Genomic DNA, 15,579 nt, shown 5'->3' with positions numbered 1-15,579 from the left:
CTGATTCTGCTCAGGAACCGAGCCCGAGAGCTTCATCGCCAAGCCTCACAACCACGGTCGCGCGATCTCACCCACCGGTGGCGTCACGGTGGCCGGCCGGCCGCGCCGAACGACCACCAGGAACGCTGATTCCACTGGTGCCGTTGTCTGAGCCGACGTGGCGATCACTGAACGTGCGCCCGGCGCTATCCGCCCACCATCATCAGGCCGCCATCGACGGCCAGAAGCTGCCCGGTGATGAACCCGGAACCCGGACCGGCGAGAAAGACCAGCATCGGGCCGAGGTCGCGGGCGGGGTCGCCCAGCGCCCCGCCCAACGGGATCATCATCTGCATCTGCTGGTCGATCAACGCGCTCGCGTCGGGGCCGAGGAACTCGCGCAGCCGGTCGGCGCCGGCCGTCTGCACCGCCGGCGCCAGAGCGTTGACGGTGATCTTGTCTCCCGCCCAGGCCTTGGCGGCCGAGCGCGTCCACGCCTGCACCGCGCCCTTGGTCGCGGCGTAGACGGCCGAGATCGGGCTGCCCATAACGGCTTCCGAGGAGCCGAAGTTGATGATCCTGCCGCCCTTGGGGTCTTGCTCCTTCATCACCGCGTAGGCGGCCTGGTTGGTGAGGATGGTCGCCTTCACGTTGGTGTCCAACAAGAACGAGATCTCGTCGACGCCGATGTAGCCGGGGATCCCGGCCTGCCAGAGGCCCGCGGCGTTGACCAGCACGTCGAGCCCGCCCAGGCGTTCGGCGGCCTGCCGCACCATCGCCGAGACGGCGTCGGCGTCGCGCACGTCGCACTGCAGCCAGCTGGCCGCAAGGTCCTCCGGCGGCGGGGTCCGGTGATAGGTGGCGGCGACGTCGGCCCCCGCCTCGGTGAGGGCGCCCACGGCGGCCGCGCCGATTCCGGTCGCTCCGCCGGTCACCAGGATCCGCCGGCCTTGCAGCACGTCTTCCATGCCCGCGAGCGTAACGCCACGGCGAAATCCTGCTCGATTTTTCGCCGTGGCGTTACGCGCGCGAGGCAGCAGGCGTTACGTGCGCACCGCGATCGTCGACAACAGCCCTGCCAGTCGGTCCGGCTGGTCGATCATCGAGAAAGTCCTGGCCCCCTCGATGACCTCCAGGCGGGCGTGGGGGATGGTGGCGGCCAGCCGGACGCCGTCCTCCTGCTCGAAGAACACGTCGTCGGCCGACCACGCGATCAGGGTGGGCTTGTCGAACTCGGGCAGCCGGGCCGCCACCCCCGTCGTCACCTCGGTGCGCATGGACAACGTGAACTGGCGTAGGTCTTCGGCGATGCGGACGTCGGACAGGCCCGGGCGGACCCAGGCCTCGGTGAGGTCGTCGATGTTGCGGTGGGCCAGCCCGTCGAACGCGCGCTTGCGCGCGGCCGGCAATCGCATGGCCTGGGCGACGCCCCGGAAGGTCGCCTTCGACTTGGCCGCCAGGATCACCGGTTTGAGGATCGGCGGTGGAAAGTGTTCGAACGCATCGCAACTTGTGAGCACCAGCGCGCCGAGGCGCTCGGGGTGGTGGACGGCGACCAGTTGGGTGACGACCCCGCCGGTGTCGTTGCCGACGAGCACCACGTCCTCGAGGTCGAGGGCGGCCAGCACCTCGGCGACCATGCCCGCCACCCCGGTGATCGTCCGATCGGCGCCGGGGCGCAACGGTTCCGGATGGGCGCCCAACGGCCACGTCGGGGCGATGCAGCGCAGCCCGAGGTCGGCGAGGCGTTGGCTGACCTGGCGCCACAGCTCGCCCCCCATCATGTACCCGTGCACGAAGACCACCGGCCTGCCGTTATCGGGTCCGGTTGCTTCGTAATGGATGGTTCCGGCGCTAATGTCGATCGTCGACATGAAGGGCTCCTAATTCGAGTACATTTACAAACAGGCTGTCTGTTCGTAAGTTACCAACAGGGTGTATGGAAAGCAAGAGACGGACTCAGGAAGAGCGTTCCGCGGCGACCCGTGTCGCGCTGATCGCGGCTGCCCGCAAGCTGTGGGGGCTGCGGGGCTATGCGGAGGTGGGCACGCCGGAGATCGCGACCACCGCGGGGGTGACGCGCGGGGCGATGTACCACCAATTCGCCGACAAGGCAACGCTTTTCCGGGAAGTCGTCGAAGCCGTAGAGCAGGACGTGATGGCCCGGATGGGCACCCTGGTGGCTCAGTCCGGGGCGACCACGCCGGCGGACGCGATCCGTGCCGCGGTCGACGCGTGGCTGGAGGTCTCCGGTGACCCCGAGGTGCGCCAACTGATGCTGCTGGACGCCCCGAGCGTGCTGGGCTGGGCCGGCTTTCGCGATGTCGCCCAGCGGTACAGCCTGGGCATGACCGAACAGTTGCTCACCGAGGCCATCCGGGCCGGCCAGTTGCCGAAGCAGCCGGTGCGGCCGCTGGCGCACGTGCTCATCGGCGCGCTCGACGAGGCGGCCATGCTGATCGCCACCGCCGACGACCCGAAGCGCATACGCCGGGAGACGCGCCAGGTGCTGCACCGCCTGATCGACGGGATGTTGAGCGAACCGGATGCGGCGCAGTGAACCTCAGCCGTCAGATCGGCGTAGCCTTAAGAACTGCTTGAGCTCGCGTGCGGGCAGGCGAAAATACGATGGGATAGCTTGCAGCACACCAGGACTCATGAGGATTATCTCAGGCCGGTCCAAAGCGAATGTTTGGCCGCGCCAGGTGAGCGTGGCACGGCCGGACGCAATGACATTTCGGCACCAGTCCACGTCGGCGCCGTACGAGAGCCCGATCACAAATCCATCCTCGTAGGGAAAGGCGCCCACGGGTGTCGCGTAGGCGCGTCCGGATCGACGACCGACGTGCTCGAGAAGCGCATACGGCGAATGGGCCTTGCCCGCCATCGGACGGATGATCTTGTTGTAGGGCTTGAGCAGCGTGGGGCGCAGGCGCGGATTGCGCTGCACGATCTTCGCCAGTGCATAACTCATCAGCAGCCACGCCACCGCGAAAGAGCTCAGCAGGAAGATAAGCCTGAAAGCCACTCTTAACGAATGGGACGTCCGCTCAGTCTGCATGGTCGGAGGCTATCCTCCGGCGTGCGTGGCCGCGGCGGTCAAAGGACTCTCATCACGGGGACCAAGGCCCGTGCCCATTCGGTAGGGCCAACCGATCGGCTACCACGAACGGCTCAGGGCCGGACTGACGGATCACGCCTTCGTTGCCGGCCACCAGCTCCGCTCCCGCAACAGCGTGGCGATGGCGGGAACGGTGAGGGTGCGGACGACAAAGGTATCCAGTAGCAGCCCGCAGCCGATGATGAACCCGGCCTGAACCATCATGTCGAGCGATCCGATCATGAGTCCGAACATGCTCGCGGCGAAGATGAGGCCCGCCGAGGTGATAACGGAGCCGGTGCTGGTGACGGTGCGCAGGACGCCGACGCGCATGTTGCGGGCTGATTCTTCGCGCAGCCGGGATATCACCAGCATGTTGTAGTCCGCGCCGACGGCTATCAGCAGGATGAACGCCAGAAGCGGGACGGGCCACGCGATGGGGTGGCCGAATCCGTATTGGAATACCAGGACTCCCAGGCCCAGTGCGGCGAAATAGTTCAACACCACAGTGCCCAGTAGGTAGACGGGGGCGACCACGGCACGCAGCAGCAGAATCAGGACGACGCCCACGATGAGCAGGGTGGCGGTGGCCAGGCGGGCGAAGTCCGTGGACAGCAAGTGTTGGAGATCGGAGTTGACGGCGGTGAAGCCGGCCACGGAGATGGCGGCGCCGGCCAGTGAGGTGTTGGGCCGGGCGGCGTTCGCGGTGTCGGTGATCGTGCGGTTGAGGGCCATCGCCTCAGCGGAGTAAGGGTCGTACGACGACGTGACGGCGAATCGGGCGGTGCGCCCGTCGGCAGAAATAAAATGCCTTGCCAGGTTACTGAATTGGCGATTCCCAAACGTGGTCGGCGGTAGATAGAAGCCGGAAGCGGCGTCTGATCCCGAGGTGGCACGAGCGGAGTTCTGCAGCTGGGCGGCGATCTGGCTCATGCCGCCCAGCAGTCGAATGTTGCTGTCGGCGAGGGCATGTACCCCGGCGGCCAGTGCCTGAGATCCCGACGCAAGTCGGCTGACGCCGGCTTGCAGGCGATGGATGTTGCCGACGAGGTCAGCGGGGTCGTCTGTGGTGCCGAGCGTCTGCTGCATGGTGGTGGCGGCGTTCTGGAGGTCGGTCAGTGTGCTGGCAAGGGTGGTGGTTTGTCTGAACTGATCGCTGAGATCGCCGACTCGGTCGAAGAATCCACCGTTGCGCAACGTGACGAGCACCCGGGTCTCGTCGCGCAGTTGCGCGCATTGTGGTGTGGTGGCGCACCACGGTGAGGCGTTGAGGCTTTCGACGAGCGGTTCGATGGCCGCAATGGCGGTGGCGGCTTGGTCGGCCAGGGGCCGCAGTCCCGCACCCGTGTGTACCGCTTGATCCACGGCTGGAGCGGTGGCGTTGAGTTGTTGCAGCAGGGGGCGGGCGCCTTGCAGCTGTTGACCTCTGCTCTCGGCTTGCTTCAACAGATCGGTGAGCGGTGTGAGCGCACGCCTCAGCGTGGTGTCGAGTTGACCCAAGCCGGCCGCGAGTTGGTCGGCGCCGTTGGTGAGCTTGGCCAGGTCGTCCCTGTGGGATTCGCCATCGGCGACAGCGCCAGCCATCCTGTCGCCGATTTGCCCGTTCTGCCAGGACAATTGCGCCTGATCGAGGCGGTCCCCTGTCGGGCGGGTGACACCGGAGACGCGAGTGACACCGGGAAGCTGAGCCACCCGCGAGGCCAGCGCGTCGAGGTCGGCGAGGCCCTTGGCGGTGCGCATGTCGGTGCCGGATTGCACCAGCAGGAATTGGTTGATGACAGTGTCTTTGGGGAAGTGCCGATCCAACAGCTGATAGCCGTGATTGCTTGCGGTGCTTCCGGGTTGTCCTTTGCGATCGTCGTAGCTGATCGTCATGGCGGCCACGACGCCGGCCAGCGCCAGCAGCACCACCAGGCTTGCGACCAGCACCGGCATTGGCCGTCGTACCACCATGACGGCGATCGGGTTCCAGTACCGGCGAGACAGGTCGGCGCGGGGCTCGGCGATGCCGCGGCTGGCCGCCAGCGCCAACAGCGGCGGGAGGAGTGTGATGGTGGCCAGGAATCCGATCAGCACCGCTATCCCACAAGCGGGGCCAACGCCCTGGAAGACGCTCAGGCGAGCGAACACCATGGACGCCAGCGCCAAAGCGACAGTGGCCGCGGAAGCCAAGATGACGCGACCGATGCTGCCGCAAGCGTGGATGATGGCCTGTTCTGGGGTGTTTCCATGTCGTCGTTGTTCGTGATAGCGGCTGATCAAGAACACGCTGTAGTCGGTGCCGGCGCCCAACAGAACCGCGGTCATGAACGCGATGGTGAATTGTGATACTGGAACGCCGAATTCACCGAGTGCCGAGAGAACGCCTCGGCCGACGGCCACGCTCGCACCGATGACCAATAGCGGCAGCAGGGCGGTGGCCACCGACCGGTATACCAGCAGCAGGATGAGTCCGATCAAGGCGGCGGTCGCCACGGAGATGAGGAGCAGTTCGTGCTCGCCGGAGCCGATCTGATCACGGAACGTGGCGGCCGGGCCGGTGACGTAGGCGATGGTCGATGACCCGGTGACGACGGAGGAGACGCGCGCGCGCACGGCATCGACCGATTCGGCTGACATGGGATCGCCCAGGGTGCCGACGATCCCGATGGGCAGGAACCACGCCTTCCCGTCTTTACTCACCGCGCGGCTTCTGGTGGTGGGCTCGGCAAGGAGGTCCTGCACCAACAGAACGTGCGTCTTGTCGGCGCGCAGCGCGGTCACGAGTGCGTCGTAGCGTTGTCGCGCGGCCGGGGTCAGCCCCGCGGGGTCTTCCATCGCGATGACGATCGAGGTCTTGGCGCCCCGTTCGTCGAACGCCGCCGCCATCCGGTCAAGCGCTTGAAACGACGCCACGTCACCGGGCAAGAGCTGGACCGATTGCTGACGCACGACGGTCTCCAGCTGTGGGAAGGCGACGGCGAGGATCGCCGCCACGCCGATCCACGTGCCGATCACCAAGGCTTTGCGCCGGACGGCGAATCCGCCCAATGCGGCAAGGCGTGCGCTGTATTCACCGGTGCGCGCAAGCGGCCGATCGGTATGCCCCGGTGGACGTCGGACCGCGTCGACGAATCGTGTCACCGCAGTCCCCTGACCAACGGCCACCCACCGCGAACAACACCGGCATGGTTCGGTCGGCAGCAGGTCACGCCGATCCCCGAAAAGGTCCCCCGTCTCACAGCTCCCCCTATGATGGTTTGGTGAAGCAATTCACCAAAGCGCTTTGGTGAGATCCTTCACCAAAGCTGGGCGCGAGCGCAAGTTCGCGAGCCGAACGAAAAGAAGGAGCTGGGTCTCGAATGGCAGTGCATCGCGGCCTAACCGCTGATCAGCGGCGTGAACAGCGCCGCGGGCAACTCATCGAGGCCGCGTTCGACACCATCGCCGAGCACGGGGTGAGCAACCTGCGGGTACGGGCGGTCAGCGCGAGCGCGGGGCTCAATGACCGCTACTTCTACGAGAGCTTCCGCGACTGCCATGAGTTACTGATCGCCACTTTCGAAGACCAGTTCAACCGTGCGCTGACGGGGATCATGGCGACGGTCGCGGAGTCACCGCACGAACTCAAGGCGCGCGTTCGGGCCGTCCTCGAGTTCGCATTCGGCTTCATTGACGAAGATCCGCGGCGCCCGCGGCTCCTGATCGAGCTGCAAACGGCAGAGGCGCTCGCCGCCCGGCGGCACGAGGTGATCGGCGTCCTCACTCAGGTCATGGTCGCGCAGGTGCGAGCGCTGCTCGGCGAGGCCGCCGGCGCCGACGAAAACATCATGCTGACCGCGTTGACGGTCGTCGCGGGCCTCCTTGAGCTGACCGCCCAGTGGTACCGACACCAAATCGATGTCAGTCAACCTCAGCTCATCGAGTTCATGACCGCCCTCGTCGTGACCACCACGGACATCACCGGCGCGCTTGACCGCCAACTCACGCGCCCAAGCCGCGACGGACACGCTGAAAAGCCCTAGCAGCAGACCGAGCCCGTGCCGGGCAACAGCACCTCTTGCCGATGACCAAGGCCCATCGCGAAAGTCGCGGAAGGATCTACGTTGGTCTCGTGTCCCGCGCGAAGCCCAAGACGACGAGGTTGATCGTTACGGTTCTCGGATTGATCGGCTACGACACGTTGATCAGGCCCGCCATTTTGGACTGGGGCGCCACCGAAGCCGAGCAACGGATGCCATTGGCGGGCGACGAGATAGTCGCCGACGTCATGACTCACCACACGCGGGCACTGACCGTCAACGCGCCGGCCGCCGCGATATGGCCATGGCTTGTGCAGATCGGCGATCGCCGGGCAGGCTTCTACAGCTACGACTGGATCGAACGGTACCTGTTCCCCGGCACCGTGCACTACATCGAGGGGAATCGCTCCGCCACCCGCATCCATCCCGAACTGCAGAAGATCGCGCTCGGCGATCGGATCAACACGGGGTCGTTCGGGCCGATGCAGATCGGCAGTCCGGTGACGGTTCTCGAGCCCGAGCGTGCACTGGTGATCGGAACGTGGGCATTCGTATTGTTGCCGTTGGACGAAAACCGCACCCGGCTGTTGGTTCGCGACCGGGATGCGGGATGGTTGCGGTCACTGGCGCCCCGTCGCTCCGGAATGCTTCGTACGGCGGGTGCGATCATCGACTACGGAATCGGAGAACCGCTGCATTTCGCGATGGTCCGCAAGATGATGCTCGGCATCAAACAACGCGCCGAGGCCCTGCCGGGTCCTGGATGATTGCAAGGCTTTTCGTGGCTGCTCAGCAGGGCCTGGTAAAGAGCGGGATCAAACCCCGACGAGAAGCGCACAGTGGTGTGCCAAACGTCCTATGCGGAAGGGAACAGCGGCCCTAGAACCCGACGACGGCTGAATAGACGATTGCGTTATGGCGCAAGTCCGCCCACAACGTCTCCTGATCGAAGCGGCTGTTCCGATATTCGACACGATGATCGCTGAGCAGGTGATGGTGGCCGCGGACGTGTCGACGACTTTCCAGGCGGCCAGAGCGCTGGACTTGCTCACCGTACGCACGCCGCTGTTGACGGCGTCGATGTGGATTCGCGGCCTGCCGGAGCGGTTGAGGGGAAGGGCCGGCCCGACGCCACCGCGACTCGTGATGTCCGAGCCGATCGCTTTGCCGGGCTGGTTGCCGCTTGGTGAACAACCCGACCGCGAGATCGCCTTCGGCGCCGTCGGCAAGTTTTGGCGGCCGGTCATCGAATGGCGTGACGTTGCACCGGCGGACTTCGGCGGCTTCCACGAACCTGGTTGGGGAAAGATCGCCGCAAACTTCTCGGTGTTGCCCTGCGGGCAGGATCACACCGCGCTGAGCTACCAATGCCGGACCACGACAACGGATCCGGATTCACGACGGCGCTTCCTGCGTTACTGGTGGCTGATCCGGCCCTTCGTCGCCCACATCATGCGCGCGACGCTCTGGGCGATCAAGGCCGACGCCGAGGCGGCGACAGCAGACGGGAGTAGATGATGCGCGTTCTGGTGTGTTTCGGTTCCAAGCGGGGTGGTACCGCCGGGTTGGCCGCCATGATCGGTGACGCACTGACCGAGGCCGGGTGTGAGGCCGAAGTGATGGCGGCCAAAGACGTTGGGGAGTTCGGCGACGTCGGCGCGGTGATCGTCGCCGGCGGTCTGTACGCCAACAGGTGGCACCACCACGCGCGACGCTTCGTGCGCCGCCACGCGTCGGCGTTACGTGGCTTGCCGGTTTGGCTGGTCAGTAGCGGTCCCCTGGATGGTTCAGCCGAGGAGCACGACATCCCGCCCACGAAGCAAGTCGCGAAATTGGCTGACCGCGTGGGCGCCCGCGGTCATGTGACCTTCGGCGGGTTTCTGGCGCCTGACGCGAAAGGCTTCCCCGCCAGCGCGATGGCGAAGAACAAGGCCGGCGACTGGCGCAGCCCCGCGCACGTGCGGCGCTGGGTCACCACAGTCGTTGCCGAATTGAGCCGGTCCGAGAACGTCGGCCAGACATAGGGGCCGGTCACCGGCGTCGTCGGAGTCACTCGCCATGATCCCGTTGGTGAAGGCGAGCGTGACGATGGCCTGGTCTTCGACCAGCGCCGGCTCGGGCGCGTTGTGCTTTCTGCGCGCTGCGATGGGCTCAACCTAAAACTGACCGCAGTTGGGCGCGGTCGGTTCTCCGTTGAAGCGGGCGGCGATCCATTGCATGGCCGGTTCACCGTCGACGAGCATCGGCAGGGCATGGTTGATCACGAGCTTGTTGAGGAACGGCGGCTCCTCGTTGGTGCGGAATTCCACGTCGGCGCCCTGGGCGCACCAGTCGCGACCGAGTTGATTGGCGGCCGTCCAGGGCACCAGCGGGTCGTAGCGGTTGCTGTCGATCAATACCGGGGCGTCGGGCTTGTAGCGCCCGATCCGCTGGTCTTCGAACATGGTGTTGAACGGCTCCTCGTTGATCAGTTGATTGATGTCTTCGGTGAAGTAGGGCTGGATGTGGCGAAACATGAAGTCCAGCAAGGTCTGACCGACGCACTGGCGTGAGACCGATTCGAGCATCGCCAGCCCCCTGGGGGTCATCTTGGAACGGATGACGTCGGCGAACTCCGGATAGGCGGCCATGACGCTGTTGAGCGCGTACCCGACGACGCCGACCAGGGCACTGCCGTCCGCATATGGCAGGAGCTCCTTGAGGTTGGCCGGCGGCGCCCCGGCGTAGGTACCCACGATATGGAGGTCAGGAGCATAGGCCGACGCCAGCTCAGCCGCCGACGCCGTCGCGCCGCCACCCTGTGAGTAGCCCCAAAAAGCCACCGGCCCATGGGGATCCAGCGACGCCCCGGGCAGCTTCATGGCGGCCCGGGCGGCGTCGAGCACGGCCTGTCCCTCGGCCACGCGGCCCACGTAGGTGTGCATGGACGTGGTGCCGAGCCCTTCGTAGTCCGTCATCACGATGGCGAAGCCACGGGCAACCATCGTCGCGACGAACAGCTCCTCGTAGTTGAACATGATGTCCCAGCCGCCCGAATAGTGGATGCCCTGGTTGAACATTCGCGAGGGGGCGCACTGATTGCCCTGGCCCTGGGTGCCCGGCGCGTAACTGATCAAGGGACGCGGTCCGCGGCCCGGCCAGTCGTTGTAGGGCTCGAAGTAGGTGCCGGTGACAGCGATTGGGTTGCCCCGGGTATCGGTGCTGCGGTACATGATTCGTGTACCGGTGGCCATGATGGCGCCCAGCTGGCCCGACGGCTCCAGCACCAGTCGTGACGGCTCGGTGCGGATCAGGTCGCCCGGTTGGCCGGGCGGCAATGGGTCGGGCGGCGTGTAGAACTGCGCGTATTGCGGTTCGTCCCCGCCGTCGGCGTGGGCGCTGCCCGCATTCGGCAGGCCGGTCAGAGCCGAGGCGATGATCAGTAGGACGGCGAAAGCTCCCCCAACCCGGCGCATCACGGAACGGTAACAACCGGGGGCCGCCGGCGGAAGGGCATTCTCTAGGAGTTCAGAGAATCGGCGCGCCCTAACGATGGTTGGCGGCGAAGAACCGCCAGATGGTGTCGGTGGCGTCCAGGGCCGTCGAGTGCGGGGGGATGCATCACCCGGGAGCCCAACCCGCAGGATGCCCCGGGACGCGCGAAGCCGGATCATCGAGCTCATGCCGCGGTCGCCGTGCCCTACGTGTAATGCGTTCCAGCGCGGTTGATTTGGAGAGTCGATGGGAGCGGATCCTGGGCCGACGGCGGCTGGCCGAATTGCGCGAGACGTTGCAGGCGTTGCTCGCCGGTCAGGCCGAGACGGCGGGGGAGTGATGCCCGCCGGGAATTCCCGTGCCTTCAGCGTCGTCGACGGCTTAGGCTGACCCAAGACAGTGACAGGAGTCCGCCGTGCCCATCTTCATGGTCGAGCGCAACTTCGCCGAGGACTTGGAACCGAGCCTCGAGGTTGCCGACGGTATCAACCGGATCAACGACCTGGAGGGCGTTCGCTGGATGTATTCGTTCCTGTCGGCGGACAAGCGGAAGACGTACTGCCTCTACGAGGCGCCGTCGCCGGAGGCCATCAGGTCCGCGGCCGCCCGCGCGGGTCTGCCCGCCGACGCCGTCGTCGAAGTGAAAGACCGCATGATGCCGGACGGGGCCCTGTCCGACATCTGACGCGGCGCTACCCCAGGAGTTCGTGATCTGCGGCGTACATCGCTGCCTGTGTCCGGTTGGCCGCCCCCGTCTTGATCAGGATGTTGCGCACATGGTTGGCCGCAGTGTTGGTGCTGATGAAAAGGCGCTCGCCGATCGCGCGGTTGCTCAACCCCTCAGCCAGCAGCCGCAGCACCTCGACCTCCCGTTCCGTCAGACCGTCGGGCCCCACGGGAGGCGCGGTGAGCACCGAATCCGCCAGGTCGACGACCCGGGTCTGGCCGATCGCACCGGCGATGGCGCGCGCCTCCCCGGCCAGGCGCCGGGCATCGTCGGTGTGTCCGCATGACGCGGCGAACACCGCGTGCCGCGCCAACGTCTCGCTGATGTGGACCACCGCACCCATCCGCCGGTCCATCTGGATCGCCACGGCGAAGTGACGGTCGGCCGCCGCGTGGTCCCCGCAGAGCGCCGCCATGCGGGCCAGGTACCGGTCCGCGCTGCCGAACAGCGCGACGAACTGCCCGGCCACCAGGTTCTTTCCGGCGTAACGCCCGACGAACGGGCGCAGCGTGCGGACCGCGTCGAGGCGGGTAAGCCGCACCGCAGCCTCGACCATGAACGCGAGCTCCATCGGCCACTGCGCATCCTCGAGTCGCTCGCCCAGGTTGCGGTTGAGCAGTTGGTCGAGCGCGCGGGTCATGCCGCGCTCGCACTGCAGCTCGGTGTACAGGGCGAGCAGCCCGGGCACCCAGCGGCCGGCGAACGTCTCGCTGCCGTCGATGAACCCGCCGAACCTCTTCAAATCGCCGGTCTCGCGGCGGATCATGAACATCTGGACCCCGTTGGAGCCCTCGGTGTCGTCGGCGCCGAACAAATCGCCTGTGCGCAAGGCGATGTCGGCCCATCGTTCGGCGCCGGGGAAGTCGCCGCGCAGGTAGGCCAGCGCCTGCTCGATGCACGCGCCGACGAAGCCGAAGGCGGGTTGACCGCAGCTTTGTGCCGCTCGCCGCATGTCGGCGGTCGCGGCGCCGAGGCCTTCAGGCCGGCCGGCCAGGTAGCTGACCTGGGCGTGGAAATGCGATGCCGCGCCCAATGACTCGTAGTCGCGGCGCGATAGCGCCATGCGGGATACCTCGGCCGCGCGCTCGGCCTGGATCTCACTCATCTCCGGGGTGAGGCCCTGCCATAGGCTGGTTTTCAGCGTGTGCAGCAGGACCGCCGGGTCGCCGCCGGCCCGCGCGCGCTCGATGGCGTCGGCGCCGACCTCGCGCGCCCGCGGCGCCTCGCCGGCGAAGGCCAACGCCCGGCCGAAGCTGCCGAGCGCCTGCACATAGCGCGGGTCCTCCGCGCGCAGCCCGCACGACTCCAGAGCCGACGCCAACAAGTCGGCGGCCTTCGAAGTCGATTGGCCCGGGCGCCAATTGGCCTCTTCGTAGCCGACGGCCGCCTCCAGGCGCATGAGCGGGTCGTCGGTCGCGCCGATGCGCTCGTAGATGGCCCGTGCCCGCGCGAACGAGCCGCCGCGCACGTGGTTGGCGGCCGCGTCGAGCTGCAGCCTGGCCCGCTCGGCCAGGCTGAGCTCGGGAAGCGAGGCGGCCCGCTCGAACCACTTGGCCGCGTCCTCATAGGCCAGGCTGTGCTCGGCCATCCGGGCCGCCTGACGCGCGTACCGCAACGCCTGCTCGTGGTAGCCCAGCACGTGCGCGCGCAGGTAGTGGTTGGCCAGGCGCGGAACTAGCGCCGGGTCGCCGCGGCCCTCGAGCGCCTCGGCGGCGCGCGCGTGCATGACCCGCAGCCGCGACGCGGCCATCCCGCCGAGCACCGCTTCCCGGGTCAGCGCGTGCACGAAGGCGAACTCGCCGTCGGAGTCGTGAACGGCGCGCACCAACCCCACGGCCTCGGCCGAATCGACAGCCGCCAACGTTCCGGCGGGCTCCGGCCCGCACGTCGAGATCAACGCCGGCAGGTCGAACGTCTGGCCCAGCACCGCCGCCTGCTCGATGACCGCACGCACGCCTGTGCCCAGTCCGGCGAGGCGGCGGGCGATGGCGTCGCCGATCGACGCGGGGACGGTGTGCTGCGTGCCCAACGTGGCGAGGCCGCCGCGGATTTCGAGCTCATTGACGAGTTCGGTCAGGAAGAACGGATTGCCGCCGGTCCTCTCGCGCAGCAGGGCGGCGGCCGTGCGCGCCGACGCGGGGGCGAGTTGCTGTGTGCGCGCCACGAACTCGGCGATCGCCTCCGTGTCCAGGCCCGCCAGGTCCAGCCGCCGCACCCCGTCGAATCGGTGCAGTTCGGCCAGCCGGGTGGCCAGATCGGCGGACCGGTCGGGCTCGGTCGTGCGGAACGTGACCACCACCAGCGCGCGCACATCGGCGCACCCGACCAGCACGTGCTCGAGCAGCGCGAGCGTGGGAAGCTGCGCCCAGTGCAGGTCGTCGAGGATGAGCGCGATCGGTCGATCGACTGCCAGCCGCCGCAGGAAGCCGGTCAACGCGTCGAAGAGGGCGTGCCGCTGCGAACCGGCGTCCGGGGCCGGGCCTGCGGCGGGCAAATGCCGAACCACGTGCGACGACAGCCGCCGCAGCTGCGGCCCCGCGTCGCCGAGCGCTTCGGCCATGGCGCCCGGCGGACCGGCGATCAGCAGCCGGTCGAGCGCTTCGGCGAACGGTGCGTAGGGCAGATCCTCGTCGGCGGTCGAACTACCCACCAGCACCGCGACGCCGTGGTCGTGCAGCGTTCCTGCGACCTCCGCGGCCAGGCGCGTCTTACCGGCCCCGGGCTCGCCCCCGACGAAGATCGCCTGGCGATTGCCCCGCTCGACCCGCTCCCAGGCCTGCTCGAACACCGCCAGTTCCGCGTCGCGACCCACGAGCGGACCCCGGCGACGAGCGATCAATTCGGCCGGGAGCGGGGGCGGCACCCACTGCGCCATGGTCTCAAGGTAGCCGCGGCGATCGGGACGGGTCGATAGTCAGTTCTGACTATCGACGGCCACGCCCGCGTCAGCGTCGTGCCGCCCGGTGGCGCGCATACTGTGCGTCTGAGGCGCTGTTGTCGGGAGGGCACTTCGTGATCACTCGAGACGTCGATGCGAGCGCGGTGGCGGACCTGGCGCTGTGTCCGCCGCGGACGGCGTTGGCCGCCACCGTGGACGACGAGATCGTCGTACTGCCGGCCACCGTCAGGCTGGACGAGCCTGCCGATCCCGCGTTGTCGCCGCGCATCGTCCGAATCCCGGACGGCGGTCCGGAGCTTGCCGATCGCAATGTCGTCGTGGTCGCCGACGACGGTCCACAGTGGTTCCGGCTGCGTTCGTTGGCCGTCCGGGGGACGGCCGAGGCCATCGGAGATCGCACCTATCGGGTCGTGCCCACGCGGGTCGTTGCCTGGGACTACGGCTCGCTTCGTGAGGTGCCGACACCGCCGACACCGCCGACACCGCCGGCTCCCGCGCGGGGATCCGCTTCGGTGGCCGACGGGCACGACGCTGTTCGCCCCGCCCGGTCTCCGAATGTTGAGGCGGCCGTGCGCAATTCGTGGGTCATGCTGCTGGCCACCCGCTCGCCCAAGGGCACACCATTCGCGGTTCCGTTGTGGTTCGTCGCGCACGGTGGCCGCTGGTATGCCACCACCTCTGCGTCGTCCTGGACGGTGCGCAATGTGCAAGCGTGCCCGCAGGTCGCCGTGCTGCTGGGCGGCGAGGGCGGGTCAAGCGCCGCGCGGCTGCTGGTGCGGGGACGGGCCAGGGCCGTGCGGGGCGTGCCGCCGCCGGCGGTGCTTGCGCGAATCGCCTGGCGCTACTACTTGCAACCGCGGTTCGCGGTGGACGAGTTGGGTCATATCCGGCTGTGGGCGCGGCGGATGCGGTATTACACCCAGTCCAGTCCGGCGTACGTGGTGATCACACCGGAAGCGGTAACCGAATGCCGGGTCCCGTAGTCGCTCTCCGGTTTTCGCGACGCCAATGTGCTACGGCGTCTTCAAGAACACGTCGTTGAGCGTGACGGTGCGCAGGTTGCGCTCGCGGATGAAGTCGACGAGTTGGGGATAGACGTGCGTGACGGGCAGGTGGTTGAGGTGCCCGATGACGATGGCCTGCGGGGTGAAGTACTGGTCGGCCATCTGCACGATGTAGTCCTCGGTGATCAACGTCGAATCCGACAGCGATCCCGACCATATCGTCGGCACCGGGTAGCCGAGATCGGCCGTGTGGCCCGCGGCGCTGGCTCACTGAGATCAAGGGGGAATACGACCCGGGCAACGTTTTCCACAAGGCCGGAGAGGTCGGGACCATAGTCTCTATACAGTCCAGCCGGCGAATGGTCCTCTTCAAGTGGGCAGATTCATCGAGGGAG

Annotated in this window: 14 protein-coding genes and 1 pseudogene; 8 read left to right on the top strand and 7 right to left on the bottom strand. The window is 67.4% G+C overall.

Annotation, left to right across the window (positions count from 1 at the left end):
* Positions 1-185 precede the first annotated feature (185 nt).
* Positions 186-947 carry an SDR family NAD(P)-dependent oxidoreductase gene (locus tag C1737_RS18645; RefSeq protein ID WP_067919336.1) on the bottom strand — a complete coding sequence of 254 codons (762 nt, stop codon included), beginning with the start codon at positions 945-947 and terminating at the stop codon, positions 186-188.
* Positions 948-1,022: 75 nt separating this feature from the next.
* The gene (locus tag C1737_RS18640) at positions 1,023-1,853 is read right to left on the bottom strand and encodes an alpha/beta fold hydrolase (protein WP_102419159.1); all 831 of its coding nucleotides are present in this window, start codon (positions 1,851-1,853) and stop codon (positions 1,023-1,025) included.
* A 65-nt stretch (positions 1,854-1,918) separates the two neighbouring features.
* On the opposite strand from C1737_RS18640, the gene C1737_RS18635 reads away from it, so the two are divergent.
* Positions 1,919-2,539, top strand: coding sequence for a TetR/AcrR family transcriptional regulator (locus tag C1737_RS18635; protein ID WP_102419158.1), 621 nt, complete (start codon positions 1,919-1,921; stop codon positions 2,537-2,539).
* Positions 2,540-2,542: 3 nt separating this feature from the next.
* Here the strand turns inward: C1737_RS18635 and C1737_RS18630 are convergent, their stop codons facing one another.
* Both C1737_RS18630 and C1737_RS18625 read right to left on the bottom strand, forming a co-directional pair.
* Positions 2,543-3,040 carry a nitroreductase family deazaflavin-dependent oxidoreductase gene (locus C1737_RS18630; protein ID WP_199182875.1) on the bottom strand — a complete coding sequence of 166 codons (498 nt, stop codon included), beginning with the start codon at positions 3,038-3,040 and terminating at the stop codon, positions 2,543-2,545.
* A gap of 132 nt (positions 3,041-3,172) precedes the next feature.
* Positions 3,173-6,202, bottom strand: coding sequence for an RND family transporter (locus tag C1737_RS18625; protein WP_102419157.1), 3,030 nt, complete (start codon positions 6,200-6,202; stop codon positions 3,173-3,175).
* Between the two features lie 218 nt (positions 6,203-6,420).
* Here C1737_RS18625 and C1737_RS18620 point away from each other — a divergent pair, with 218 nt between their 5' ends.
* The 4 genes from C1737_RS18620 (at position 6,421) to C1737_RS18605 (ending at position 9,104) form a co-directional block, all read left to right on the top strand.
* A complete protein-coding gene (locus tag C1737_RS18620; protein WP_102419156.1) occupies positions 6,421-7,083 on the top strand; it encodes a TetR/AcrR family transcriptional regulator in 663 nt (220 codons plus the stop codon).
* 89 nt (positions 7,084-7,172) lie between these two features.
* Complete coding sequence (locus C1737_RS18615; RefSeq protein ID WP_142393472.1) at positions 7,173-7,847, top strand: hypothetical protein; 675 nt, start codon at positions 7,173-7,175, stop codon at positions 7,845-7,847.
* Positions 7,848-8,055: 208 nt separating this feature from the next.
* Entirely contained in the window at positions 8,056-8,598 is a 543-nt protein-coding gene (locus tag C1737_RS18610) for a hypothetical protein (RefSeq protein WP_102419155.1), read from the top strand.
* Positions 8,595-9,104: a flavodoxin domain-containing protein gene (locus C1737_RS18605; RefSeq protein WP_102419154.1), complete on the top strand. Its 510-nt coding sequence runs from the start codon at positions 8,595-8,597 to the stop codon at positions 9,102-9,104. The genes C1737_RS18610 and C1737_RS18605 overlap by 4 nt, the downstream gene beginning before the upstream one ends.
* Positions 9,105-9,236: 132 nt before the next feature.
* On the opposite strand, the gene C1737_RS18600 is transcribed toward C1737_RS18605, so the two are convergent.
* On the bottom strand, positions 9,237-10,535 hold the full coding sequence (locus tag C1737_RS18600; RefSeq protein WP_199182874.1) for a lipase family protein: 1,299 nt from the start codon (positions 10,533-10,535) through the stop codon (positions 9,237-9,239).
* 233 nt (positions 10,536-10,768) lie between these two features.
* Between C1737_RS18600 and C1737_RS27385 the strand changes: the two genes are divergently transcribed.
* Both C1737_RS27385 and C1737_RS18590 read left to right on the top strand, forming a co-directional pair.
* Positions 10,769-10,894, top strand: coding sequence for a hypothetical protein (locus tag C1737_RS27385; RefSeq protein ID WP_255413407.1), 126 nt, complete (start codon positions 10,769-10,771; stop codon positions 10,892-10,894).
* A 75-nt stretch (positions 10,895-10,969) separates the two neighbouring features.
* The gene (locus C1737_RS18590; RefSeq protein ID WP_067919349.1) at positions 10,970-11,239 is read left to right on the top strand and encodes a DUF4242 domain-containing protein; all 270 of its coding nucleotides are present in this window, start codon (positions 10,970-10,972) and stop codon (positions 11,237-11,239) included.
* Between the two features lie 7 nt (positions 11,240-11,246).
* Here the strand turns inward: C1737_RS18590 and C1737_RS27435 are convergent, their stop codons facing one another.
* Positions 11,247-14,156 (bottom strand): helix-turn-helix transcriptional regulator, encoded by a 2,910-nt coding sequence (locus C1737_RS27435; RefSeq protein WP_102419153.1) that lies wholly within the window; start codon positions 14,154-14,156, stop codon positions 11,247-11,249.
* A gap of 137 nt (positions 14,157-14,293) precedes the next feature.
* On the opposite strand from C1737_RS27435, the gene C1737_RS18580 reads away from it, so the two are divergent.
* Positions 14,294-15,163 carry a pyridoxamine 5'-phosphate oxidase family protein gene (locus C1737_RS18580; protein WP_102419152.1) on the top strand — a complete coding sequence of 290 codons (870 nt, stop codon included), beginning with the start codon at positions 14,294-14,296 and terminating at the stop codon, positions 15,161-15,163.
* A 30-nt stretch (positions 15,164-15,193) separates the two neighbouring features.
* Here C1737_RS18580 and C1737_RS18575 read toward each other — a convergent pair.
* Positions 15,194-15,430 (bottom strand): annotated as a pseudogene (locus C1737_RS18575) (polysaccharide deacetylase family protein); the annotation flags it as partial.
* Positions 15,431-15,579 lie beyond the last annotated feature (149 nt).

Source organism: Mycobacterium sp. 4858, assembly GCF_900240975.1.
Lineage (GTDB): Bacteria > Actinomycetota > Actinomycetes > Mycobacteriales > Mycobacteriaceae > Mycobacterium.
This window is presented reverse-complemented; position numbering and strand designations above follow the sequence as displayed.

Excerpts from the sequence above, each read along its gene's own strand:
- C1737_RS18630 (WP_199182875.1), bottom strand. The coding sequence starts at position 3,040 with ATGCAGACTGAGCGGACGTCCCATTCGTTAAGAGTGGCTTTCAGGCTT.
- C1737_RS18610 (WP_102419155.1), top strand. The coding sequence starts at position 8,056 with ATGATCGCTGAGCAGGTGATGGTGGCCGCGGACGTGTCGACGACTTTC.
- C1737_RS18620 (WP_102419156.1), top strand. The coding sequence starts at position 6,421 with ATGGCAGTGCATCGCGGCCTAACCGCTGATCAGCGGCGTGAACAGCGC.
- C1737_RS18645 (WP_067919336.1), bottom strand. The coding sequence starts at position 947 with ATGGAAGACGTGCTGCAAGGCCGGCGGATCCTGGTGACCGGCGGAGCG.
- C1737_RS27385 (WP_255413407.1), top strand. The coding sequence starts at position 10,769 with ATGCGTTCCAGCGCGGTTGATTTGGAGAGTCGATGGGAGCGGATCCTG.
- C1737_RS18640 (WP_102419159.1), bottom strand. The coding sequence starts at position 1,853 with ATGTCGACGATCGACATTAGCGCCGGAACCATCCATTACGAAGCAACC.
- C1737_RS18635 (WP_102419158.1), top strand. The coding sequence starts at position 1,919 with ATGGAAAGCAAGAGACGGACTCAGGAAGAGCGTTCCGCGGCGACCCGT.
- C1737_RS18600 (WP_199182874.1), bottom strand. The coding sequence starts at position 10,535 with ATGCGCCGGGTTGGGGGAGCTTTCGCCGTCCTACTGATCATCGCCTCG.
- C1737_RS18605 (WP_102419154.1), top strand. The coding sequence starts at position 8,595 with ATGATGCGCGTTCTGGTGTGTTTCGGTTCCAAGCGGGGTGGTACCGCC.
- C1737_RS27435 (WP_102419153.1), bottom strand. The coding sequence starts at position 14,156 with ATGGCGCAGTGGGTGCCGCCCCCGCTCCCGGCCGAATTGATCGCTCGT.